This is a genomic window from Nitrospira sp. (assembly GCA_030692565.1).
Taxonomy (GTDB): domain Bacteria; phylum Nitrospirota; class Nitrospiria; order Nitrospirales; family Nitrospiraceae; genus Nitrospira_D.
In genome coordinates this window covers 168446-189863 of record JAUYAO010000058.1, presented here as the reverse complement: position 1 = coordinate 189863, position 21418 = coordinate 168446, and the positions used below count along the sequence as shown (strand labels likewise).

The window sequence follows — 21418 nt, the reverse complement described above, 5'->3', positions numbered from 1 at the left end:
CAAGTCTCTATCCAGTTAGTCTGCGAATAACATGAGGCTGGAATCGAGTCAAGTGAATCCCCTTCGCCTCATCTATGACGAGGGAGATCGCCTGGATGAAGTTCGAGCCGGCGGCGGTTATTTCTTACGGACGAGAATACGAATCGGTGTGCCGGAAAACCCGTAGGCATCGCGGAGTTGGTGTTCCAGAAATCCTATATAGGCCGGGCCCACGTCTTGTGGATGCCCGCAAAACAAGGCAAAGGAGGGCGGCTTCGTCGCCACTTGGGTGATGAAGGCGGCCTTCGACGTTTTCGTCGGTTTGCCCTTCCGAACCGGGAGCGGATGAGACTCCAGGATTTTTTGGAGCCATTGGTTGAGCGCCCCGGTCGGCACACGCTTATTGAACGACGCATACACGCTGTTGATATTGGGGAACAGCTGATGCAGGGAATCGGGCTGAGCGGCGGACCCGAATAAGACCGGAGCCCAGGTCAGGAATGGGAAGCGCCGATGGAGTTCACGCTCATATTCCTGGCGGGCTTCGGCATCATTGGCGCGGAGGTCCCACTTGTTCACGAGCAGCATGCAGGCGCGTCCTTGCTTGAGCACTGCTCCGGCGATTTTCGTGTCCTGTTCCGTCACGCCTTCCACCGCGTCGAGCAGCAGGACGGCGACATCGGAGCGGCCGATGGCTCTCAACGAGCGCATGACGCTATATCCTTCGAGCCCCGGTTCGATGCGGCCGCGCCGGCGGATCCCGGCCGTATCCGTAAAAATATAGCGCTGGTCGTCGTGTACGACGAGCGAATCGATCGGGTCGCGTGTGGTGCCGGGCATATCGCTGACGACGACACGTTCCTCACCCAGGACGGCGTTGGTCAATGTCGACTTGCCCACATTCGGGCGGCCGACAAGGGCGATCCGCGGGAGTTGCGTGACTTCAGTGCTCTCATCCGGCGGGGGGAGCAGCGGGTAGAGTTCGTCCAGTAATTCGGACACTCCGATGCCGTGTTCGGCGGAGACTGCGTGGAACTCGGCCTTTCCCAACTGATAAAAATCGGCAATGAGCGGCTCGGCTTTCGGCGTATCAATCTTGTTGATCACGTAAAAGATGGGCTTGGTCACGCCACGCAGGAGCTTCACGACTTCGTGGTCCGGAGGCGTCAACCCCGCCCGGCCATCCAGGATGAACATGAGAATGTCGGCTTCGGCGATGGCCAGTTCGGATTGCCGGCGAATCAAGGTCAACATGCCGTCGGAGGAGGAGAGATCGAGTCCGCCGGTATCGACCAGCCGGAACTTTCGGTCGCGATAGGTCGCGTCCGCGTAGTTGCGGTCGCGGGTAACACCGGGGACGTCATCCACGATGGCGGTCTTGACGCCGAGGATCTTGTTGAACAATGTCGACTTTCCCACGTTTGGCCGGCCGATGATGGCGACCAGCGGCATCGGGGCAGCGGAGCTGAACGGCAGGGTTTTGGTCTTCGTCGGAGAATCGCGCATCTTTTTCATAGATCTGCGACCGTATCACAGGAATTTTGGCAAACACAACCGGCGTCAGGTACACTTCCGGTGTCATGAGGCAATTAGGCATCAATTGGGCTGAAATCGACGACGTCCTGCTCGATATGGACGGCACGTTGCTGGACAGGCATTTCGACAACTTCTTTTTCGAAGAGGAGTTGCCTCGCCGCTACGCGGCCCTGCAGGGCCTCCCGTTCGAAGAGTCGCGCGATCGCTTGATGGCGATGTATCGATCGGTGGAAGGGGAATTGGCCTGGACCGATCTCCATTATTGGACCGAACGGGTGGGGATCGATGTGGTCGCGATGCACAGGGAACTGGACTATATGATCGGGTTTCTTCCCGGCGCGGAGTCCTTCCTCACGGAGGTTCGTCGTCGTGGAAAGCGGATCACGATCCTCACCAACGCGCATGCCTCAGGCGTCAAGGTCAAGACAGCCAAGACCGGCCTGGATCGCTATGTGGATCGGATCGTCGACGCGTTTGAGGTGGGCTATCTTAAGATGCGCCAGGAATATTGGCCGACCTGCCAGCGGCTGGTCGGGTTCGATCCGGCGCGCGCGTTGTTTGTGGACGATGATGAGGCCTGCCTTCATGCGGCGCAACGGTTCGGCCTGACTCAGATTATCCACAGCGCTAAGTCCAGCTCTCAACTCCCTGCCGAGGCGTCGAGCACGTTCACCTCAATTGAGCAGATGACGGCGCTGCTCAACGGCCATCCGTTTCCGACAGGGCGCTGACGTTTATCCGGTTTGGCGTGGCGACTCCGCGGTACAGTTCTCCCCCGATCCGTGGCACTCCCTCCATCACGAAGCGATCGAGTTGCACGATGTGTAGCCCCGCCTCGCTGATGAGCCGATCGATCCGCCGGTTCAGGTTGCAGCCACAGCCGATCACGTTCTGAATCGGGTTCAGTCGATCCTGCCACGTCGCGATGGTGGTCTCGTCGCTCCGGCCATGCTCGAGAAACAGGAATCGTCCCGTTGGCTTCAGCACGCGCCGTACTTCTTGTAAGGCCCGTACTGGGTCAGGGATGGTGCAGAGGGTCCAGGTGCTGACCGCGCAATCGAAGGAGTGGTTGTCATAGGGGAGCCGTTCCGCACTAAGGTGTGTGATTTCAACAGGAAAGTGCACGGCCGCACGTCGTTTCGCTACGCGATCCGGGAGCAGCGGGGCCGGATCGACGGCATGGAGGCGTAAGACGCGTGGCGGGTAATACGCCAGATTAAGCCCGGTGCCTAGCCCGATTTCAAGGACTTCGCCTTCGGCGCTTTTGAGCAAATCCTTCCGTAATCGCTGGAATTCTTTTCCCCTCATGACTCGATCCATGAGGCGGGGGAAGATGTGTTTCGCGTAGAGTCCCATGGAACAGTCTCTCCGGGTAGCTCTTTTGTGGGAGCCTGGTCCCCCCTCTGTACGATAGTCACATCGCCAAGCATACCGTATCCTTACTCTATCAACGCAACCGGACAGAGCGGTTGTCACATCGGGGATTTAGCGAAATAGCGTGGGGGTAAGGATATGAACACGCATCATCAGGGGAAGGGAGCAGACGTGTCCCGTTGGTTCATGATCGGAACATGTGTGTTGATGATTCTGTCCGCATCCGCCGGTCATGCAGAGACCTATATTGCCGGGCAGGTCGGCTTTACTCTGGCCCAGGATACCACTCGCGGCCGGGTGAATGACCCCACGTATTCCGGCTTCCCGACCGGGACGTCGATCTCCAATGTCGGTTTAAACAACTCAATCATGTATGGCATGAAAGTAGGGCACTATTTCGGGTCAGTCCCGTGGCTCGGCGTGGAACTCGAAGGGTTTGTCACGACACCTCATCGCCCTCAGCAACGATTGACCCTTGGGGTCCCAGGAAGCGGCAATGTCACCCTGGAGGAGGGAGGCGCGACGAACCGATTTATTGTGGTGTCGCCTGTTCTGTTGGCGCGCTACCAAGCCGGGGCCTTCGAGCCTTATGTCGGTGTGGGGCCTGGTCTATTTATGCTGCATCAGAAACAGCTGACGTCGGCGGCGAGCGGAACGGCCTATTCTCAGTCCTACACAGGGATCGGTCTCAATACACAGGTTGGACTGCGTTATCGATTGACCGACCATGTCTCAATGTTCGGAGAATGGAAATTCAACTACGCACGTCTGAACCTTCCCGGCCAGGCCGACGTCAACCATTTCGGCATCAATGCGATTGCGACACTCCATCATTTTGTGTTCGGTGTTGCGTATCACTTCTAGCGTTTCTTCGGGGGCCGGCCAATCGGGTCCGGCCGGCCCCCACCCGCTCCACGCTCCCCTCCTCATTGTTGTTGCCTCTGCTGGTCTGTGTTAGAGTTCCACGATTTTTTAATCCCCCGGAGAGTCATGGCAAAAGGGTACGATCATCACGCGCTGGAAGTGAAGTGGCAGGCCTATTGGGAAGAACATCGCCCCTTCCGCGCCTTGCAGGATACCGCTAAGCCGAAGTTTTATTGCCTCGATATGTTCCCCTATCCGTCCGGGTCCGGGCTCCATGTCGGGCATCTGGAAGGTTATACCGCCACGGATATTGTCTCCCGGACCAAGCGCATGCGGGGCTTCAATGTCCTCCATCCGATGGGCTGGGATGCGTTCGGCCTGCCGGCCGAGCAATATGCGGTCAAGACCGGTGTGCATCCCGCCCAAACCACGGCGCAAAACATCGCGACATTCAAACGGCAGATGAAGCGGGTGGGATTGTCCTACGATTGGGAGCGGGAACTCAGCACCACCGATCCCGATTACTATCGCTGGACGCAGTGGATCTTTCTCCAACTCTATAAACGCGGGCTGGCGTATGTCGCCGAGGTTCCGGTCAATTGGTGCCCGGCGCTCGGGACGGTGCTGGCGAACGAAGAAATCGTCGACGGCAAGAGCGAGGTCGGCGGGTTCGATGTCATTCGCAAGCCCATGCGCCAGTGGGTGTTAAAGATTACCGCCTATGCCGACCGGCTGCTCGAAGACTTGAAGCTGGTGGAGTGGCCTGCCAGTACGCTGGAGATGCAAAAGAATTGGATCGGCCGGTCGATCGGTGCGGAAGTGGATTTTGCTCTGGCCGATACCCGGGGCACCGTCCGGGTGTTTACCACCAGGCCCGACACGCTCTTTGGCGCGACATACATGGTATTGGCGCCCGAGCACCCGCTGGTGGATATCGTGACCAGCGTCGCTCAAAAAGCCGCCGTCGTGGCCTATCGCGATGCGGCCGCCAGAAAGAGCGATCTGCAGCGACAGGAACTGGATAAGGAAAAGACCGGCGTGTTCACGGGCGGCTACGCGATCAACCCGGTGAACGGCGAGCGGCTGCCGGTGTGGCTGGCGGACTACGTCCTCATGAGCTACGGCACCGGCGCGATCATGGCGGTTCCGGCGCACGACGAGCGGGACTGGACGTTTGCCAAGACCTATCAGTTGCCGATTCGAGAAGTGATTCAGGGGGGGCAGGTTCAAGAGGCGGCATTCGTCGCGACCGATCGCGGCACGGTCGTGAACTCGGTCATGCGGGACGGGTCCTTGTCTCTGAATGGGATGAAACCGGCTGAGGCGATTCCGGCGATCACGGCCTGGCTCGAGCAGAAGGGCAAGGGAAAGAAGGCGATCAACTATAAGCTGCGCGACTGGCTTTTTGCCCGGCAGCGCTACTGGGGGGAGCCGTTCCCGATTGTGTGGGTCGAGGGCGAGTCACACCCGCTGCCCGAGGAACAGCTTCCGTTGATCTTGCCGGAGACCCACAACTTTAAGCCATCCGGCAGTGGAGAAAGTCCGCTGGCGAATTTGGAAGAATGGCTGGTGACCACCGATCCTGCGACAGGGAAGCCGGCCCGGCGCGAAACGAATACGATGCCGCAGTGGGCCGGTTCCTGCTGGTACTATCTCCGCTTCGCCGATCCAAAGAACGCGAAGCAGCTGGTGGACCCGGCGATGGAGCGGTATTGGCTGCCGGTCGATCTCTACGTCGGAGGCAGCGAACATGCCGTGCTGCATCTGCTCTATTCCCGCTTCTGGCACAAGGTACTGTTCGATATCGGGGTGGTGAGCACACCGGAACCGTTTAAGAAGCTGGTGCATCAAGGTATCGTACTGGGCGAGGACAATCAGAAGATGTCCAAGTCGCGCGGGAACGTGGTGAATCCCGACGATATGATGGATCAGTTCGGCGCCGATGCGGTGCGGCTCTATGAAATGTTTATGGGGCCGCTGGAGGCGATGAAGCCCTGGAGTACGCGCGGGGTTGAAGGGGTGACCCGTTTTTTAGAGCGGGCATGGCGATTGATCGTCACAGAAGAGGGCGGGCTGTCTGCGTCTGTGGTGTCGGCATCGCCCAGTCTTGAGCAACAACGGCTGTTGCATCAGACCATCAAGAAGGTCTCGGAGGATATCGACGAACTCCGTTTCAACACCGCCATTGCTCAAATGATGGTGTTCACCAATGAAATGACCAAGGCCGAACAGCGCCCACGGGCCCTGCTCGAGCCGTTCGTCTTGCTGCTCTCGCCCTTTGCGCCGCATGTGGCGGAGGAGCTCTGGGCTATTCTCGGTCATGCGCCGAGCGTGTCTCAGCAACCCTGGCCGCAGTTTGACCCGGCGTTGACGGTCAGTGACCGGCTCACCATCCCGGTCCAGGTGAACGGCAAGCTTCGCGGCAAGATCGAGGTGGCGGCGGATACCGCGCGTGACGTGGTGGAGCGCGCCGCACGTGAGATTGTGGCGGAGTGGCTGCAAGGCGGTGAGCCGAAGAAAGTGATCTATGTCGAGAAGAAACTCGTGAATTTCGTGGTGTGATAGCGCGATGAGCGGGATAGGCGAGACAAGCGTGAATTGTAAGCTGCGGGAAATACCGGAGCTGTGCTGTGCGCAGACTCATTATGCGGCTGCATCTGATTGGGGCAGGGGCCGTTTTGTCGGGCGCATGTTTCGCGCAATTCCCGGGTGTCTCGCGCTGGTGTTGTTGGCCGGTTGCGGCTATCAGTTCCGTGTAGAGGGAGCCGGGCCGACGATCGGCGGAGCGCCTGCACGGGTCTCGGATCAACCGACCCCGAGATTGGTCATTCGCACGCTGGAGAATAAGAGTTTCGAGCCGAATCTGGAGACCCGCTACACGAACTATCTGCGGCGGGAATTCTCGTCCGGCAGCGGGACCCAGGTCGTTCCGGACAGCGAGGCGGCGGATCTCGTTCTGACCGGACAGATCTTGTCGGTCAGCGTGCCGACCTTAAGCTTCAGTCTGACGCCGACGCCTGGGAATCAGGCGGGATCGGCCACGACGTTGGAGAGCCGGGCAGAAGTGACGGTCGTGGTGAAAATCGAAGAAACGCGGACGAAGAAGCTGGTCTGGACGCAGGTCGCCAAGGGCTCATCAGAGTTCTATATCACCCCCGATCTGCAATTTAACCGTGTCTTGCAAACCCGCGCATTGGAGCAGGCCGGCCGGTTCGCGGCAGAAGATCTTGCGTCACGGTTTCTCCTGCACCTGGAATCTGGCGGGGGGGACAAGCCTGCGGGGGAGGCTTCCACCACGGTGCCAGCCGCCAAGTAGAGTATTTTCGAGGACGTTATGGGAACCGCACTCAGTTCATTGCAACTCCACGCCGCCTTGCGGCAGCAACCTCCTGCGCCCGTGTATCTCGTGGTGGGGGATGAGGATCTCCTGCGCGATGAGGCCGTGGCCACACTCAAGGCCGCGTTGCTCGGAGAAGGCGGGGATTTTAATTTTGATGTGTTCTATGGCGACGAGGCGGCCGGGACCGACATCCTGACCTGTGCGTTGGAAGTGCCGGTGTTTGCTGAATGCCGGGTGGTCCTGGTGAAAGGCGCTGAAAAAATCTCTGCCCGTGAGGCCGAAGTGCTGCTGCCGTACCTCGCCGCTCCGGTGCAGGCGACCGCGGTGATTTTTGTCAGCGCTAAGCTGGACGGGCGGCTGAAGTTTTCCCAGGCGCTCGCCCGCGCCGCCGTGACGGTCGACTGTTCACCGTTACGGGATATGCACTTAGGGCCGTGGATAAATCGGGATGCGCAACGGCTTGGATTGCGGTTGGACGAGAAGGCCGTGGAGGTGCTCAAGGAGACGTCCGGCGGATCGTTGTACGCCGTCCGGCGTGAACTCGAAAAGCTCGCGTCCTATATCACGACCGACCGCTTGGCGACCGCCGCCGATGTCTATCAGCTGCGGGGAGTTGAACCTGGTGCGTCGGTGTTTGATTTGACACTGGCGATTGCGGAGGGCCAACGTGGGCGAGTGCTGTCGATTCTTGCCAGAAATCTTGAGGCTGGCGAGGCGCCGTTGCGCATTCTCGGTTCCTTGGCCTGGCAGTATCGCCGGATTTGGAAAATGAAGGAGCTGCTTCGTGAGGGGGGGCGTGAGGGGGAGGCCGCGAGGACCTTGCGCATGGATCCGATGCAGGTCAAGACGTTCCTGGGCCGTCTGTCAGATGGGCACGTGCGGGATGCGCTGCGATGGTTTTGGGAAGCCGACAGCCAGCTCAAGGGAGGCAGTAGTGGCCAGCCCAAGATGACCATGGAGCGGGTACTGTTGCGGCTCTGTCAGTCTGTCGCGCAGGCGCACGCAACCGCCCCCCACCGACCACCGGCCCCGGCAGGGCGGGGCTCGGCGCGAGTGGTTTCGAATGTCAGAACGATTACGAGCGGGAACCGGACAGGCCGTTGACGTGTTGGGTCAAGCGGGAGATACGGCGGGACGCGGTGTTGGGCTTCAGGGCGCCCTTGGTCACGGCTTTGCTGAGGGCCGAGGTGGCCGCGCGCAAGGCAGTCTTAGCGTCATCCGTCTTCTTGTCGGCCACGGCCGACTGGACTTTCTTGACCAGAGTTTTGACCGCACTCAACGTGGCTTTGTTCCGATCGCGGCGGCGTTCGGCCTGACGGGCACTGCGAAGGGTGGACTTGTGGATTACAGGCATTGTCTATTCCTCCAAAAAAAGAGCAAACTATGTAACATAAGGGATAGTGAGCCGTCAACAATCGGCCGACCCCTTCAAAAGGAATCCTATGGCAAAGATCATTGCGCGTGACCGGTTGATATTCGCTCTCGACGTTCCGTCGGTCGTCGAAGCCGAGCGCCTTCTGGATCGGCTCCAAGGGCATATCTCCTTCGTGAAGGTCGGACTAGAGCTCTATACCGCCGCCGGTCCGGACATGATCAAGCGGGTGCTCGATCGAAAAATGCGGGTGTTTCTCGACCTGAAGTTTCTCGATATCGAAGAAACCGTTCGCCGGGCGACTGCCAAGGTTGCAGCCATGGGCGTCGACTTTCTCACGATCCATGCGAATCGCAAGGCCCTGGCGGCGGCGGTGCAGGGGCGTGAAGGGTCAGCCTTGAAATTGTTGGCGGTCACCGTCCTGACGAATTTCGACAGCCACGATCTCCGCGATATGGGGATTCAGCGAAGTGTGCAGGATCTTGTGACCGCGCGCGCTCTCCTGGCGTCAGAAGTCGGCTGCGACGGGGTCGTCGCGTCGGGAGAAGAGCCAGCGGCCATCCGGCAGAAGGTCGGGCCCCGGTTTCTGATTGTCACGCCCGGGGTGCGCCCTGCAGGAAAGGGAGTGGACGACCATGCGCGGGCGACGACGCCCACCCAGACGATCGCAGCGGGAGCCGACTATCTCGTCATCGGCCGGCCGATTCGGGACGCCGCGGATCCGGTAGCGACGGTGACTGAGATCGTGAACGAGATGCAAGCGGCGTTCGATGCTCGCCCATAGGCCGGGCAGGGCTGAGTTGCGGCGCATCACTGCTCTTTGCTAAGATCCTCTCGCTGCGTGCAGATTCAATTCCTTCCGGATGGTGGGTGTAGCTCAGTTGGTTAGAGCGCTGGATTGTGGATCCGGAGGTCGCGGGTTCGAAACCCGTCACTCACCCCATCTCGTTAGTTTCTGAAGTCGATGATCAAAGGTCTGGTCTCCCCATAAAGCCTTTGGCTTCATCGCTTACCGTCGGCGAGCTACGTTATATTATTTCTGGTCGTTCTTTTGCTTCTCTCCGTTAATCGTTCTCCTGGCACAAATTCAGCACAGCTTGGATAAGACTTAGGATAGGAGGCTTCCAATACTCGCCCCTCGCGCTTTCACACGATTTCGCCGTCGCCGTATTTTCGCCGGTCTCGTAGACTTACTTAATGTGAAAGACAGCAGGACTTGACCTCCCTTCCTTGCTGGAAAAGCTATCTCTGAATGAAATTGAAAGCCAAGCCTGAAAAGAACGAACAAAGGATCAGTCATGCTTGTGATCGGACGAGGCCTTCAGAAGGTATCTTCGCAGGCAGGACGGAAAGCAGAGATTCCTGGGGGTAATTTGAGGTCTTACTTCACGCAGCGACTGGGGCGCTCACGGCAGCGTCTCTCCGGGCAGAGGGAGTTGCCGGGTATCAACACCTGCCAGTAGCCAGGCAGACGACCCGATACCCAATCCGTTACGCACTCTCGACGCACTCGCGGCATCGGGTAATCGTCTGGTCCGCGCTCAGGCGCCGCAGGTCGATCTCCGCCTCGCACAGAAAGCACTGGCCAAATCGCCCTGATTCGATGCGGCGCAAGGCCCCTTCAATTTTGAGTAGAAGCTGTTGGCGCCGGCGCGCGGTTTCCTGCGACATCTGCTGCAACTGCATCGCGTCGACGCGCGAGACCCGGCCGACGCTGGTTTGATCGAGGGCCACCGGCTTGAGATCCTGGGCCGCAGATTCACTGATGGCGAGGATTTCGCCCTGCATTGCGATCAGCTTCGCGCGGAACTGCTCAAGGTCTTCTATATTCATTATGCTGGTCCTTATCCTACTCTGGTCCTCTAGAAGATCCCAACCCTCTTGTGCTGTTGGATACAAGCCCAGTGCTCCTTTACGGAATTCGAGGTCGGCGCGCGGCGAGCCGTTGCGGAGACATTTGATCAGCCACCTTGGGTACACGTCCGTCACACGCCGCGAAATGTTTAGGGCTATGGTTCCTGTTCTCTGGCCTGAGCCGAGGGACAAGGGCCTAACGCAGCAGCAGCGTCGGAATTGTGGCTGCACGCAACAGGTCCGAAGTCTTGCTGCCGAATAAGAGGGTGCGCAGGGGGGAATGGCTGTAGGCGCCCATGATCAGCATATCAATCTCCTGCGCGCGGACGGCCTTGGCGATTATGTTCTCCGCGTCGCCGGGGATCAGTAACGCCAGGACTTCAAATCCTGCCGATTCCAGCGTCGTCTTGGACCAGGCCAGCTGCTTGGGCGCACTCAGGCTTTCCTTGCCGGACATCACCAGATGGATCGGCAGGCCCCGAAAGAGGGGGCTGGCCGCCACCATTTCAATACCCCTGCGCGTCACGGCGCTGCCATCGAAGGCGATCATGACCCGGCGCGGTTCCGTAAATCCTTCGGTCACTGTGAGAATCGGTTTGTGCAGCGCGCGCACCACATGCTCGACGTTCCGCCCCAAGTCACGTTGTGTGGCTTCAGCCGATTCACCGCGCCGACCGAGCACGAACAGGCGCACGCCTTCTTCCTGCTCGACCAGCGTCTCTTCCAGCGCACCGTAGCGCTGGCGCACGTCGGGAGCCTCCACCCCCGCCTCAATGGCGCGCTCCCGCAGGCGGTTGAGCATGATGCGGCCGCGCTCGCGTGCCGCCTTGCTGCGGGACTCGTCGTGATTGGACAGTTCGGTCAACAGGGTTTCCTGTGCATCCATGCCAATGGCCCCGCTGTGGTCATTTCCACTCGCGATTTCGGGATGCCGATCAATGACGTGCAGGAGTTCCAGTGGGGCCTGCAGGCGGCGCGCGGCCCACGCCGCATACTCGGCCACGTAGTCGGCAAAGTGCGAGTGATCGACGCAGGCCAGCACCTTCAGTTCGTGCTTCATGAGGTCTGCTCCTCTCAGTGACCCATCAGTTCTTCCACGGCATCAGGTTTGTCATGGACCGCAAAGCGATCCACCATCGTGGCGCTGGCCTGGTTGAGCCCGATGACTTCGACGTCCGTGCCCTCGCGGCGGAACTTGATGACGACTTTGTCCAACGCACTCACGGCAGTAATGTCCCAGAAGTGGGCCCGGCTCACGTCGATACGTACTTTCTCGATCACTTCCTTGAAATCGAAGGCGTTGAGGAAGCGCTCCGCCGAGGCAAAGAACACCTGTCCGGTGACGACATAGATGCGGAGACGGCCTTCGTCCTCCGCTTTCGAGCCGACATGCAGGATCCGCCCGATCTTGTGGGCGAAGAAGAACCCGGACAACAGCACGCCCACGAGTACCCCCTTGGCCAGATCATGGGTGGCGACGACCACCACCACCGTGGCCATCATCACGACGCTGGAGCTTTTCGGATGCTCCCGCAGGTTGCGGATGGAGGCCCAGTTGAACGTGCCGATGGACACCATGATCATCACGGCGACCAGCGCGGCCATCGGGATACGGGCCACCCAGTCCCCGATGAACACCACCATTAGCAGTAGGAACACTCCGGCCGCGAGAGTGGAGAGCCGCCCACGCCCCCCGGATTTCACGTTGATAACCGATTGGCCGATCATGGCGCAGCCCGCCATGCCGCCGAGGAAGCCCGTTGCGATGTTGGCGAGGCCCTGCCCCACACATTCACGGTTCTTGTTGCTCGGCGAGTCCGTCAGGTCATCGATGATGGAGGCCGTCATCATGGATTCCAGAAGTCCCACCACGGCGAGGGTGGCAGACACTGGGAAGAGGATCGTCAGCGTCTCCCAATTCAGGGCCACATCCGGGAGCAGGAACACCGGCAGGCTGTGAGGGAGCTGGCCCATGTCCCCCACAGTCCGGATATCCAGACCGAGGCCGATGGACACGGCCGTCAGCACGACGATCGTCACCAGCGGTGAGGGGACGGCTTTCGTGAGGTACGGGAAGAGATAGATGATGGCCAAGCCACCGGCGACCATCGCATAGACGTTCCAGCTCACGCCGGTCAGTTCCGGCAATTGTGCCATGAAGATCAGGATGGCCAGCGCATTCACGAAACCGGTGATGACGGATCGCGACACGAAGCGCATCAATGAACCCAGGCGCAGCCAGCCTGCGAGGATTTGCAGCACTCCGGTCAGCACGGTGGCGGCCAGCAGATACTGCAGACCATGTTCCTTGACCAGCGTGACCATCAGCAGTGCCATGGCGCCCGTGGCGGCTGAGATCATGCCGGGCCGGCCTCCGGCGAAGGCGGTGATGGCGGCGATACTGAACGAGGCGTACAGACCCACCTTGGGGTCCACCCCTGCAATGATCGAGAAGGCAATGGCCTCGGGGATCAGCGCCAGCGCCACCACAAGTCCCGCGAGCAGATCGTTTCGGAGGTTGGAACACCAGTCCTGGTACAGGGATGTCACTGACTTCTCCATTTCTTTGTGCTAGCCAGGTCGGCGTCAGCTGGGGACTCCTGCGAACGCAGACCGATCTTCCCGACCAGCGGAATAAACAACGAGACCCGGACAGTCCGGGCCATGGGAGATGCATGTGATCAGCGTGAAATCTCGTGCGAGCGACTGACGGGTGCAGCGGACTCGCCTGAGGATGAGGCTTCTGATGAAGGTTACAAGGGAGGAGGCTCCGATCAATGTCCTGTGTCGTTCATGAGAATGGGTGAATTCTATCTGAATTGCTGTGATCCCGCAATGATGCGCACTATTCGCCGCAACTATCCGATAGTCCTCTCCCCGTCAGGTCTGCGCTGAGTACTTGCCCGGCCACCTCAATTGTCAGGGGCAATCGTGTGAGTGCCTGCATGTCCATAGGCTGCTACTGACCAGCGTGTATGTTACGGCAACATTTCCCATACTAGACATATGTCCAGTACTACTGTACATATGTCCACATCCAGAATGTAACGAAGATATATCCTGGTCCAGCGTCGCGGAGAGAGCAGTCGGCACCTACGATCCTTCCGGACGCGACCGCGGGATCAACGTTCGCATGAAGATTGTGATGACAGAAGCAGCGGGCTCCGTAGGCGGCCAGGAATTGGCGGTCTTATTGTACGCAGAAGGTTTGCGCGCGCGTGGACACGAACTCGATTTAGTGGTCCAGCCGGACGCCCCGATTCGTAGAATGGCTGTGGAACGAAAGATCTCCGCCCTTACCGTCCCAATGCGCCGAGGGAGTTTTGTCTCCGCACTTTTCGCTATCCATGGCCTCCTGCGTCGGCACAAGCCTGACATCCTGCATGTGAACAGCTCTCGCGACAGCTGGATCGCGTCACTGGCCGCGCGCCTGGTTCGGCCAAGGCCGAAGGTTGTGCGCAGCCGCCATATCTCCGTGCCACTGAACAGAAACCTGCTCACGCGCCTGCTCTATCGGACACTCTTCGACTTTGTGATTGTGACCGGTGGAGCACTCAATCGACAGGCCTTGATTGAGCGGGACGGACTCGATCCCGATTGCGTGGACGGCTTTCCCATCGGCATCGACACCGCTCATTTTCGGCCAGGCCGACCCGCGCGAGACCTGAAAGAGGAATTGGGCATCCCGAGCGACCATCGCCTGATTGGAATCGTCTCCTATCTTCGCGCATACAAAGGACATCGATACTTTGTCGAGGCGGCGGCTCAGGTCCTTTCGCGGATCAAGAATGCGACGTTTGTGATCATTGGAGAAGGACCGGAAGAACTCAATCTCCGGACACAGATTGCAGAGTTGGGATTGACGGACCGGGTGTTGTTGTTGGGGTATCGCGAGGACCAGGTCGAGGCCATGCGGTCACTCGACGTGTTCGTGCTGCCGTCGGTGGAAGCGGACACCATCCCGCAAGCGCTCATGCAGGCCTTAGCAGTTGGACTGCCGGTGGTGTCTACCTCTTTTGGCTCGATTCCAGACGTCGTCAAACATGGAGAGACGGGCCTGTTGGCTGTGCCACGAGATGCCACGTCCTTAGCGGAGCAGATCGTGGTCATGCTTCAGGACGATGCGCTCCGAGCACGGCTAGGGATGAATGGCCGGCGTCTCATTGAAGACCACTATTCCTTGGACAGGATGCTCACGCGACTCGAAACCGTGTATCAGCGAGTGCTTCGGTCACGGTGAAGGAGAGGCCGAAGAGATCCGAGCGAGCACCGAAAAGAGAGGAACCGGACTGATGGCGAAAGCTGTACGAGGCGGAGGTTCACCTGGCAAGTCCAGGCGAAAGACGCAGAAGCAGAGTGGACAGATCGAACAGTCCCTCGGGGAGGCGATTCGCCGGCTTCGAGACAGTCAGCGCCTTTCTGTGCGGGCGCTGGCCAGCAACTGCGGATTTTCCGCCAGTTTCATTTCACAAGTCGAGCTGAACCAGGCCTCCCCATCGCTGTCTTCCCTGGAACGCATTGCCGCAGGGTTGGGCACGACGCTTGGTCAATTATTTGTCACGGCCGCTCCCTCGGCGCCAGCCCCTATTAAGGCGTCCCACCGCCCCATGCTTCAGAGCGAGTGGTCTCGGGCACAGATTGAATCATTGAGCCATCCGAGCGTCAACAGCAAACTGGAGGCGCTCCTTATCACCTTGAGGCTCGGAGGAAGTAGTGGCGGTCGGCTGCATCTGCGCGAGACAGAACTCCTCGCGATCGTTTTCGCCGGTACAGTTCGGCTGCAGGTGGGGAACACCTCTCATGTGCTCCACCGAGGCGACGCCATTACGATTCCAGCTCACACGCTTCATCGCTGGGAGAACACCGAACCCAAGCCTGCACAATTGCTCAAGATTGTCCCTCGCGGGCACTCCTAGCGATCGAGGAGAGGGAGAGGGGCGACGGACCTTCACGTCACAGAGATGGAGGGTACCGGTAGGTATGCCTCGGCTCCCCTTTATTCGCCTCGGACCAGCGTCACGTGGGAGGAGACCCGAACGGAAGGGCGAGGGAATCATGACAGAATCGGACGCACTGACCGACCCTCAGCGAGCTGAACTACGCTGCGTTCAGGATGGTCACCGCTTGGAATTGGAGCAGCGCCGACTCGACCTGGAACTCCAGCAAATGCTGGCCGCGATCAAGCGGCTTGACAGGCAGCGGTATGGGGTCTGCCTGCGATGCCAGGAGCCGATTTCTTACGAGTGTCTGCTCATCCGCCCGACGACGCCACGGTGCTACGGCTGCCAGGGTGACGTGGAGTCCCGGAAATATTCCTAGCAAGAAACGCTTCACCGAACGGAGACGCCATGTCTATATCCTGCTCCATCCCTTGTAATCTTTGCGGCGGTAGAGACGTTGCGCCGCTTTCGGAGAAAAGCCGGACCGGAAAGCCGCTGCGCACCGTGATCTGTGTGGCCTGTGGCCTTGTGTGGACCGATCCTCGCCCTCATGATGCGGGACAATTCTATCGAGAGAACTATCGCGTCGCCTATAAGAACGCTTATAGGCCTCGCATGAAACACGTCCTGCGCGCCGGCAAAGTGGCGTTGTCGCGCCTGGAGAAGATCCGGTCTCTCCTGTCCAGCCCGAAGGCCGTGCTCGATGTGGGGAGCGGAGGAGGCGAATTCGCCTACTTGCTCGCATCGATGGGCCATCGCGTGAGCGGCATTGAGCCGAATCAGGGATATGCGGAATATTCCGTCGCTCACTATGGGTTGACGGCCCATATCGGCCTGGTCCAGGACAGCGTGCTCCCGCCGGACACTTTCGATGTCATCACCATGTGGCATGTATTAGAACATCTGGAGGATCCACGTGCCGTCTTGGGTCGAGTCCGCTCTTGGCTGAAACCGGACGGCGCACTGATCGTGGAAGTTCCCAATGCGGAGGCGACGTGCCAGTCACCGAAGAGCACGTTTCATGAAGCGCATCTGTACAATTTCAACATGGCGACGCTGGGCAGGCTCGCCAGAATCTGCGGGTTCGAGGAGGCCTCCCGCGCCTTGTCGAGTGACGGCGGAAACCTCACGATGCTTTTCACAAGAAGCCAATCACACCCCGTAGCTCCTCAAGGAGCCACGATCCCTGGCAATTGCGAGCGGATTTCCGCAATTGTACAAGGGCACAGGGCGTGGCGCCACGCCCTGACTCTGACACCGTACCGTCGCACGTACAACCGTCTGCGCAGAGCTTTTATTGAGCGGCGCGAGACAGCCGGTGTGCGAAGCCCAAAGCACCTGCTTGATACCCTCTACCGCAACGCACCCACAACCTGTTCTCCAGAAGCGACTCTGCCCGCGAGCGGTTCACAAACACCTCACGAGTCCAGAAGTTTCTCGCTGCAACAATCCCGACAATAAAGATCTAACCGTGAGCTGAGGTAATGCGATCAAGCAGTGCGGGGCTAATCCAGTCACCGCTATCGAAGATCTACGTATGGTTACCCTTGCCATGCCCGTCTTGCCGACCTCTTTCAGTCACTCTTCCCCCGCATGTTCGACGGGGAATTGCGCCTCGATCGCAAGACGAGAGCGTTGACTTATTGAAAGAGCGGTGAGACCGAGCCATCCTTTGCGATCTTCGCGATGAACGGTTTCGCGTGGCTCTTCAAAAAGCGGGTGATGCGGGGGAGTGCCTTTACGAAGATCTGTGCCATTTCGTCACCTTGCAGATCGCCTGACGTCAGAATAAAGGCCGCGACGCCTGCCTTCATGAGCGCCAGCCGTTCAACATGTCGATACCGGATGCGATGGTCTTTGGTGAGAACAATCCAGCCGCGCTGACCGGCCTCGGTGAGCCAGTGTTCGTCCTTGGCGTCGGGGGGGAAGTGATCGTCGTGGATGTGGAGTGTGGCTCCGGCCTGACGGAGCGCCGTGGCGACACGGTGCTTCCCCAGAGACCGATCGAGGAAGAAGACCGGTTCGTCAGGCCGCTTCGACGGAGAGTTCGCACCTGATGGCTTCTTCGATTTCGAGCCGCCGCCGTCCATAGTCCTCTGCTAAGTCGTCCATCGACTCGCCGGCCTTATAGCGTTCTGCGATCACTGCTGTGGGAATGCCGGTGCCTGCCAGCACTGGCCGGCCAAAGGAGACGAGTGGGTCAATGACGACGGCCCTGGGTTCTTCTTGGAGGTCCCGTTTCCGCGTGAAGGGATAGAGTCTGACCGGGATACCCTTGAGGTCCCGTTCAATGCGATGGAGATGTGCCTGGAGGACTTCCTGGATGGCCAATTGTCCTTCCTGCGAGATGTTGATTAATTGGCTGAATTTCTTGATGAAGAGATTCAGTCCATCGGTGACAAATTCTTGATCGGCCAAGGGATGTCTCGACGGAAATTGCTTCGAGAGGTAATTCATCGCGGTTCTGACTTTTTCCAGCGGAATGTCATGCTTGCGGCAAATGGCATCCAGGACGTGGATTTCCACCAGGTTCATAAAGGAAAGCAACTTCACGGCTGGGTCAGGAACCTGAATGATCGGTTTGGAGAATCGCACGCCGCTGATGCTGCGGTAATGTCGGCCTGAGACCCAGTCCCGGATGGTCGTGCGTGGAATCCGCAAATAATGCGCGGCTTCCATGACGCCGTAGGATGGCACTTCTCGGGCATCAAAGTGTTTGGTGAACGCTGCCGCCTTTGGTTTCATAAGTCTGAGGGCACTGTAGCCTTGTCTTTATTGCCGGTCAAGTGGTGCGTGGCAGCTCAGCAAACAGAGCGCTCGGGCGAGAAGGGGAGACCCTGCCGACGCGGGACAGAGATGGGGTCATTGCTTGACTTTGCACCTCCCTCCCCCTACATTCCGCGCCCCTGGCCCGGCAGCTTTGCCCCGAATGCTCCCCCTCTATCACGTCACGGCCGGTAGCAACGAACAACACACGATCTTTCATGACGAGACCGACCCGCAGCATTTCCTGACCCTGTTCGGACACGAAATCCTCCAACAGTGTGGCGGCTGATTGCAATCATATGGCTTGGCCAAGTGAAAGGCCGACTCCCGGCCCGTTGCTACCTGCTGGGTCATCACGTCGCGGCCCAGTGGATGGTGAAGAGCGCCTCGGTCGCGCTGTGCTGGGCCCCGTGGCGGAGAAAAATGGGTCGCATCTTGTACATGATATTTTCTCTCTCGTAGCGCCCACTCAATCTCGCTCTCTTGGCGCAAGACTCAGGGAGATCGAAGAGGGTGTACCGTTACAGCCTCTTCGATCAGACCTCGGTCAATGAGAGGAATCCAGGCGAGCTATTACTCCGTAGGGGGTGATAGGGTGCCCTGATGGTTGAATGGTTTAAACAAGGAGGTCGTGATGCAAGTGTTTGGACGTATCGGATTCATAGGGCTCGGCATTGCGTTGGTGAGTGCGCTCACGGGAGCGCCGGTCTTCGCAGAAGACAAACCAATCGAAGACGGATCGAAGATCATGATCACATCTCCGAAGGACGGGGATAAGGTCAGCGATAGCTTCGAGCTGAAATATGAGTTGACCAAGGGCTCCGAGGCGGCACATGCCCACGTGTACTTGGATACTCAATACCAGAAGGGCTTTCCCGGATCGTTCAAGGGTCTGACCAAAGGCAAGCACCAGATCACCGTAACCGGTGCGAACAAGGATCACAAGCTAGTCTCCGCCACTCAGACCATCACCGTCGACGTGCAGTAACACGACAGCCAGTCAACCTCACCGGCCGCCAGGGCCTCTTCTCAAAGAGGCCCTGGTACGCGCGCCCATTCCTGATATTCCCGGCCCTTCTTCGGTTGACTCTTTTCTCGCCAGAACGTAGCTTCTCCCCGATTCAGCACATTCAGTTTATTCACGGGACAGAGAGTGGTCATGGATTGGTTCTGGTTGATCGGGTTCCTTGTGCTGTTCGCGGCCAGTGGGGCTGCGTTCTATGTATGGCAGGTGATTGCGGCGCACACGCGGGACGACTTCCGTGCGCAACAGCCCACGCTGCGGGTGACCAACTTGTCTGCGATGCATGCCGGGAATGTACTCACTCTCATTCCACAGCTTGAGAACGTGGGGCGCGGGGTGGCCTACGATTGTGTATTGCATCTCGGTGGGTGGGAGGGCAGCTTTTCGGTGAAGAAAGTCTATCCCCAGGGCCCGCGCTACCAGAAGCACGCGGCTTCGCTCGTGTTGGGGCCGGATACTCCGCTACGGGTGAAACCGCAGAACCATGGCTATCTTCGATTAAGTTATCGGGATCGGTGGGGACTCAAGTATGATTGTTGGTACCCGGTCACTCAGTCGCTCAGCAGCCAGCCGCCGCTTCATAATATTCAGATCGACTTGGAACATCCGGATGTCAACGAGCCGACTCCCTCGTTCTGGGAGATGCGGACACTCCTGCGAAATAGTACGCTTCCGGAGTGAGACTGTTCTCGGCAATGGTCCAGGAGTTGTGGGGGTGCTCTCACTGAGAAGTCTAAACAGGAGCCAGCTGTGAAATCTTTCGCACTCGCGGGCATGACTGCCATCTACATGGTGTTGTCGGCCTGCGCCGGCATGAAGTCTATAGCGCCGCTTCCGACGGCGTCGTCTGTGGATCTCGCCCGCTATGCTGGAACGTGGTACGAGATTGCGCGGCTGCCGATGTGGTTTCAACGGCATTGCGTCGATTCCAAAGCGATCTACACGAGTCGCTCTGACGGCGCGGTCGGGGTTCACAACGAATGTGTGACTGAGAGCGGCGGGCTCGACCAGATCGACGGTGTGGCGACGGTGGTCGATCCGAAGACCAACGCGCGGTTGACGGTGGTCTTTGACGACTTCTTTGCGCGATTGTTCGGCTCATCCCGCGAAGAGAACTATTGGATTATCGATCTCGATCCCGACTATCGCACCTCCGTGGTGGGCACGCCGGATCGGCGTTTTCTCTGGATTCTCTCGCGGACGCCTCACATAGATGATGCGACGTACCAACGGTTGGTCGAACGGGCCAGGCAGCTTGGCTTTCCCGTATCAAACCTGATTCTCGCCAAGCGCCCACTGTGAGCCGGTTTGTGCCTGCTTGACTCCGTCTTTTCGGGGAGCGATACTGAAGGTGTCCCGGAGGTGTCGTATGAGACCGGGGTAGCCTTCTCACCGCTGTTCACGTATCCCTTCTTCTTGTCCGCTTCCATGCGCCCTGCTGGTTTCATACCCTCGAGGGCGTTCTTGTATCTCCCACCACTATCAAGGAGGTTGCACCATGAAGACCTCACGAATTGTTGTGGCCGCATCCGCGGTCTTGCTGCTGGCCGTCTCGCCGGCTTTCGCCAATCCCGATATGCTGCCGAAGCATCCGGGGTATCCGATGGGCAAAGCGATCGATCCGGTCAGAGGACAATCCCTCGCGAACGACCCCGGTCAGACCAATGCGACGGGGGAAGGGTCGCTCGTGAACGCAGCTGCGTTCGATGATAGCCACTCCAAGCAGAGCCTATCGATCAATCACGATAACCTGCGGATCTTGGAGAAGCCCGGCGCGGGAGTGTTGCCCAAAGTGCAGGGACCGAGCATTAAGATTGAACCACCGGTAAAGGAGGGGACCAAGGTCAATGCCTCGCCGCAATAACTGAGACGGACGAAGCGTGACCCAGCGTGGCCGGACTGCGGGTGGTGCGCCATCCCGGTTCGGCCACTGACATGTGGATCTCTTCGATCGAACCGGTCTGAATGGTTTTCTTCTGAAAAAACCGGCTTGTTCTTCCCTCGTCGTCGCAGTAGGATGACGCGGCTATTTCGTCGTGTTCTATCTATGTTGAGGAGGTATTGCTATGTCAGATCGTTCACTGGGCCTGTGCGCTGTGATCGCATTGGTGGGACTGCTGTTTGGAGGCTGTGCGAGCGATGGCTCAATGGGAACATCGGGAACATCCGGGGGCGGGTCGTCTTCCGGCAGCGGTGCAACGTTCGGCACGACGAAGAATATCGAGCGTGTCGCTGCAGGCGCGGTCGAAGACAATCTGAACGCCTGTATGGCGCGCATTCCCAAAGACGCATCCGCCGGTCAGCGGATGTTGGCGGAGGAAAGCTGCCGTCGCGATCAAGCCAATCGCCGCTAGCGCTTTGTGTTGTCG

Annotated in this window: 23 protein-coding genes and 1 tRNA gene; 16 read left to right on the top strand and 8 right to left on the bottom strand. The window is 59.0% G+C overall.

The genetic code is table 11. The features are described 5' to 3' along the window. Positions 1 to 117: 117 nt before the first annotated feature. Positions 118 to 1494, bottom strand: a complete 1377-nt coding sequence (gene der, locus Q8N04_17610; GenBank protein ID MDP3092494.1) for a ribosome biogenesis GTPase Der — start codon at positions 1492 to 1494, stop codon at positions 118 to 120. A 65-nt stretch (positions 1495 to 1559) separates the two neighbouring features. Between der and Q8N04_17605 the strand changes: the two genes are divergently transcribed. Then, entirely contained in the window at positions 1560 to 2246 is a 687-nt protein-coding gene (locus Q8N04_17605; protein ID MDP3092493.1) for an HAD-IA family hydrolase, read from the top strand. Here the strand turns inward: Q8N04_17605 and Q8N04_17600 are convergent. Then, positions 2215 to 2871 (bottom strand): class I SAM-dependent methyltransferase, encoded by a 657-nt coding sequence (locus Q8N04_17600; GenBank protein ID MDP3092492.1) that lies wholly within the window; start codon positions 2869 to 2871, stop codon positions 2215 to 2217. The genes Q8N04_17605 and Q8N04_17600 overlap by 32 nt on opposite strands. Before the next feature lie 156 nt (positions 2872 to 3027). Between Q8N04_17600 and Q8N04_17595 the strand changes: the two genes are divergently transcribed. The 4 genes from Q8N04_17595 to holA all read left to right on the top strand — a co-directional run bounded on the left by Q8N04_17595 (position 3028) and on the right by holA (position 8197). Continuing rightward, positions 3028 to 3753, top strand: a complete 726-nt coding sequence (locus Q8N04_17595) for an OmpW family outer membrane protein (GenBank protein MDP3092491.1) — start codon at positions 3028 to 3030, stop codon at positions 3751 to 3753. Between the two features lie 126 nt (positions 3754 to 3879). Next, the gene (gene leuS, locus Q8N04_17590; GenBank protein ID MDP3092490.1) at positions 3880 to 6315 is read left to right on the top strand and encodes a leucine--tRNA ligase; all 2436 of its coding nucleotides are present in this window, start codon (positions 3880 to 3882) and stop codon (positions 6313 to 6315) included. Between the two features lie 31 nt (positions 6316 to 6346). Beyond that, positions 6347 to 7069 (top strand): LptE family protein, encoded by a 723-nt coding sequence (locus Q8N04_17585; protein ID MDP3092489.1) that lies wholly within the window; start codon positions 6347 to 6349, stop codon positions 7067 to 7069. Between the two features lie 18 nt (positions 7070 to 7087). Then, on the top strand, positions 7088 to 8197 hold the full coding sequence (gene holA / locus Q8N04_17580; protein MDP3092488.1) for a DNA polymerase III subunit delta: 1110 nt from the start codon (positions 7088 to 7090) through the stop codon (positions 8195 to 8197). Here the strand turns inward: holA and rpsT are convergent. Next, the gene (gene rpsT / locus Q8N04_17575) at positions 8169 to 8447 is read right to left on the bottom strand and encodes a 30S ribosomal protein S20 (protein ID MDP3092487.1); all 279 of its coding nucleotides are present in this window, start codon (positions 8445 to 8447) and stop codon (positions 8169 to 8171) included. The two genes, holA and rpsT, sit on opposite strands and share 29 nt — an antisense overlap. Before the next feature lie 88 nt (positions 8448 to 8535). Here rpsT and pyrF point away from each other — a divergent pair, with 88 nt between their 5' ends. Both pyrF and Q8N04_17565 read left to right on the top strand, forming a co-directional pair. Continuing rightward, on the top strand, positions 8536 to 9249 hold the full coding sequence (pyrF, locus tag Q8N04_17570; GenBank protein ID MDP3092486.1) for an orotidine-5'-phosphate decarboxylase: 714 nt from the start codon (positions 8536 to 8538) through the stop codon (positions 9247 to 9249). 82 nt (positions 9250 to 9331) lie between these two features. Next, positions 9332 to 9408: transfer RNA gene (locus Q8N04_17565), tRNA-His, on the top strand. Positions 9409 to 9956: 548 nt separating this feature from the next. Here the strand turns inward: Q8N04_17565 and Q8N04_17560 are convergent. From Q8N04_17560 to Q8N04_17550, 3 genes are all read right to left on the bottom strand, one after another. Continuing rightward, positions 9957 to 10298 (bottom strand): hypothetical protein, encoded by a 342-nt coding sequence (locus Q8N04_17560; GenBank protein MDP3092485.1) that lies wholly within the window; start codon positions 10296 to 10298, stop codon positions 9957 to 9959. A gap of 217 nt (positions 10299 to 10515) precedes the next feature. Next, the gene (locus tag Q8N04_17555; protein MDP3092484.1) at positions 10516 to 11379 is read right to left on the bottom strand and encodes a universal stress protein; all 864 of its coding nucleotides are present in this window, start codon (positions 11377 to 11379) and stop codon (positions 10516 to 10518) included. A 14-nt stretch (positions 11380 to 11393) separates the two neighbouring features. Beyond that, positions 11394 to 12881 carry a SulP family inorganic anion transporter gene (locus Q8N04_17550; GenBank protein ID MDP3092483.1) on the bottom strand — a complete coding sequence of 496 codons (1488 nt, stop codon included), beginning with the start codon at positions 12879 to 12881 and terminating at the stop codon, positions 11394 to 11396. Between the two features lie 583 nt (positions 12882 to 13464). On the opposite strand from Q8N04_17550, the gene Q8N04_17545 reads away from it, so the two are divergent. The 4 genes from Q8N04_17545 (at position 13465) to Q8N04_17530 (ending at position 16720) form a co-directional block, all read left to right on the top strand. Further along, entirely contained in the window at positions 13465 to 14559 is a 1095-nt protein-coding gene (locus Q8N04_17545; protein ID MDP3092482.1) for a glycosyltransferase family 4 protein, read from the top strand. Positions 14560 to 14611: 52 nt separating this feature from the next. Continuing rightward, entirely contained in the window at positions 14612 to 15235 is a 624-nt protein-coding gene (locus tag Q8N04_17540; GenBank protein ID MDP3092481.1) for an XRE family transcriptional regulator, read from the top strand. A gap of 139 nt (positions 15236 to 15374) precedes the next feature. Further along, positions 15375 to 15638 carry a TraR/DksA C4-type zinc finger protein gene (locus Q8N04_17535; protein MDP3092480.1) on the top strand — a complete coding sequence of 88 codons (264 nt, stop codon included), beginning with the start codon at positions 15375 to 15377 and terminating at the stop codon, positions 15636 to 15638. 29 nt (positions 15639 to 15667) lie between these two features. Next, a complete protein-coding gene (locus Q8N04_17530; protein ID MDP3092479.1) occupies positions 15668 to 16720 on the top strand; it encodes a methyltransferase domain-containing protein in 1053 nt (350 codons plus the stop codon). A gap of 179 nt (positions 16721 to 16899) precedes the next feature. Here the strand turns inward: Q8N04_17530 and Q8N04_17525 are convergent, their stop codons facing one another. Next, positions 16900 to 17349, bottom strand: a complete 450-nt coding sequence (locus Q8N04_17525; GenBank protein MDP3092478.1) for a hypothetical protein — start codon at positions 17347 to 17349, stop codon at positions 16900 to 16902. Next, positions 17285 to 18004, bottom strand: coding sequence for a DUF433 domain-containing protein (locus Q8N04_17520; GenBank protein MDP3092477.1), 720 nt, complete (start codon positions 18002 to 18004; stop codon positions 17285 to 17287). Before Q8N04_17520 ends, Q8N04_17525 begins: the two co-directional genes overlap by 65 nt. 655 nt (positions 18005 to 18659) lie before the next feature. Between Q8N04_17520 and Q8N04_17515 the strand changes: the two genes are divergently transcribed. The 5 genes from Q8N04_17515 (at position 18660) to Q8N04_17495 (ending at position 21403) form a co-directional block, all read left to right on the top strand. Further along, positions 18660 to 19013 (top strand): hypothetical protein, encoded by a 354-nt coding sequence (locus tag Q8N04_17515; GenBank protein MDP3092476.1) that lies wholly within the window; start codon positions 18660 to 18662, stop codon positions 19011 to 19013. 171 nt (positions 19014 to 19184) lie between these two features. Beyond that, positions 19185 to 19730: a hypothetical protein gene (locus Q8N04_17510; GenBank protein ID MDP3092475.1), complete on the top strand. Its 546-nt coding sequence runs from the start codon at positions 19185 to 19187 to the stop codon at positions 19728 to 19730. 69 nt (positions 19731 to 19799) lie between these two features. Then, a complete protein-coding gene (locus Q8N04_17505) occupies positions 19800 to 20351 on the top strand; it encodes a lipocalin family protein (GenBank protein MDP3092474.1) in 552 nt (183 codons plus the stop codon). A gap of 196 nt (positions 20352 to 20547) precedes the next feature. Then, positions 20548 to 20913 (top strand): hypothetical protein, encoded by a 366-nt coding sequence (locus tag Q8N04_17500; protein MDP3092473.1) that lies wholly within the window; start codon positions 20548 to 20550, stop codon positions 20911 to 20913. Between the two features lie 202 nt (positions 20914 to 21115). Further along, the gene (locus Q8N04_17495) at positions 21116 to 21403 is read left to right on the top strand and encodes a hypothetical protein (GenBank protein MDP3092472.1); all 288 of its coding nucleotides are present in this window, start codon (positions 21116 to 21118) and stop codon (positions 21401 to 21403) included. Positions 21404 to 21418: the final 15 nt, after the last annotated feature.

Excerpts from the sequence above, each read along its gene's own strand:
- Q8N04_17605 (MDP3092493.1), top strand. The coding sequence starts at position 1,560 with ATGAGGCAATTAGGCATCAATTGGGCTGAAATCGACGACGTCCTGCTC.
- pyrF (MDP3092486.1), top strand. The coding sequence starts at position 8,536 with ATGGCAAAGATCATTGCGCGTGACCGGTTGATATTCGCTCTCGACGTT.
- Q8N04_17535 (MDP3092480.1), top strand. The coding sequence starts at position 15,375 with ATGACAGAATCGGACGCACTGACCGACCCTCAGCGAGCTGAACTACGC.
- Q8N04_17495 (MDP3092472.1), top strand. The coding sequence starts at position 21,116 with ATGTCAGATCGTTCACTGGGCCTGTGCGCTGTGATCGCATTGGTGGGA.
- Q8N04_17555 (MDP3092484.1), bottom strand. The coding sequence starts at position 11,379 with ATGAAGCACGAACTGAAGGTGCTGGCCTGCGTCGATCACTCGCACTTT.
- rpsT (MDP3092487.1), bottom strand. The coding sequence starts at position 8,447 with ATGCCTGTAATCCACAAGTCCACCCTTCGCAGTGCCCGTCAGGCCGAA.
- leuS (MDP3092490.1), top strand. The coding sequence starts at position 3,880 with ATGGCAAAAGGGTACGATCATCACGCGCTGGAAGTGAAGTGGCAGGCC.
- Q8N04_17500 (MDP3092473.1), top strand. The coding sequence starts at position 20,548 with ATGAAGACCTCACGAATTGTTGTGGCCGCATCCGCGGTCTTGCTGCTG.
- Q8N04_17595 (MDP3092491.1), top strand. The coding sequence starts at position 3,028 with ATGAACACGCATCATCAGGGGAAGGGAGCAGACGTGTCCCGTTGGTTC.
- Q8N04_17530 (MDP3092479.1), top strand. The coding sequence starts at position 15,668 with ATGTCTATATCCTGCTCCATCCCTTGTAATCTTTGCGGCGGTAGAGAC.
- Q8N04_17540 (MDP3092481.1), top strand. The coding sequence starts at position 14,612 with ATGGCGAAAGCTGTACGAGGCGGAGGTTCACCTGGCAAGTCCAGGCGA.
- der (MDP3092494.1), bottom strand. The coding sequence starts at position 1,494 with ATGAAAAAGATGCGCGATTCTCCGACGAAGACCAAAACCCTGCCGTTC.
- Q8N04_17510 (MDP3092475.1), top strand. The coding sequence starts at position 19,185 with ATGGATTGGTTCTGGTTGATCGGGTTCCTTGTGCTGTTCGCGGCCAGT.
- Q8N04_17515 (MDP3092476.1), top strand. The coding sequence starts at position 18,660 with ATGCAAGTGTTTGGACGTATCGGATTCATAGGGCTCGGCATTGCGTTG.
- holA (MDP3092488.1), top strand. The coding sequence starts at position 7,088 with ATGGGAACCGCACTCAGTTCATTGCAACTCCACGCCGCCTTGCGGCAG.
- Q8N04_17545 (MDP3092482.1), top strand. The coding sequence starts at position 13,465 with ATGACAGAAGCAGCGGGCTCCGTAGGCGGCCAGGAATTGGCGGTCTTA.
- Q8N04_17600 (MDP3092492.1), bottom strand. The coding sequence starts at position 2,871 with ATGGGACTCTACGCGAAACACATCTTCCCCCGCCTCATGGATCGAGTC.
- Q8N04_17550 (MDP3092483.1), bottom strand. The coding sequence starts at position 12,881 with ATGGAGAAGTCAGTGACATCCCTGTACCAGGACTGGTGTTCCAACCTC.
- Q8N04_17520 (MDP3092477.1), bottom strand. The coding sequence starts at position 18,004 with ATGAAACCAAAGGCGGCAGCGTTCACCAAACACTTTGATGCCCGAGAA.
- Q8N04_17525 (MDP3092478.1), bottom strand. The coding sequence starts at position 17,349 with ATGGACGGCGGCGGCTCGAAATCGAAGAAGCCATCAGGTGCGAACTCT.
- Q8N04_17560 (MDP3092485.1), bottom strand. The coding sequence starts at position 10,298 with ATGAATATAGAAGACCTTGAGCAGTTCCGCGCGAAGCTGATCGCAATG.